Here is a 413-nt window from a genome sequence, read left to right on the forward strand (position 1 = left end):
TCAGCAAAGTCATTGCTTGCCATGGGCATCTCGGCAGAACAGGTCATCCCCGACATCCAAGCCGTCGGAAATGCAGTGGCAGCGGTTGGCGGCGGAGAAGAAGCCCTCAAGGGTGTGTCGATGGCTTTGGGACAAATCAACACCAGCGGCAAGCTCAATGCCCAGGACATGATGCAGTTAACGTCTCGGGGGATTGCGGCCTGGGACATTCTCGCCAACAAAATGGGAATATCGACGGAAGAGCTTCGCAAACAGTCTGAACAAGGGAAAATCATGGCTAGCCAGGTACTTCCCCTGCTGATTCAGGGAATGGGAGAGAAGTACGCCGGAGCTACCGATAAGTTAGGCAAGTCCTTCACCGGAATGACGTCAACCCTGAAAGATTTTATTTCGTCAACCCTCGGGGAACTGAC

At 53.5% G+C, this 413-nt stretch carries 1 protein-coding gene; it reads left to right on the forward strand.

All coding sequences use genetic code 11. The features are described from left to right. Positions 1-413, forward strand: a 413-nt coding sequence (locus tag GJ688_RS21680) for a tape measure protein (protein ID WP_155478177.1), incomplete at both ends; no start/stop codon positions are given.

The organism is Heliobacterium mobile, from assembly GCF_009720735.1.
GTDB classification, from domain to species: Bacteria; Bacillota; Desulfitobacteriia; order Heliobacteriales; family Heliobacteriaceae; genus Heliobacterium; species Heliobacterium mobile.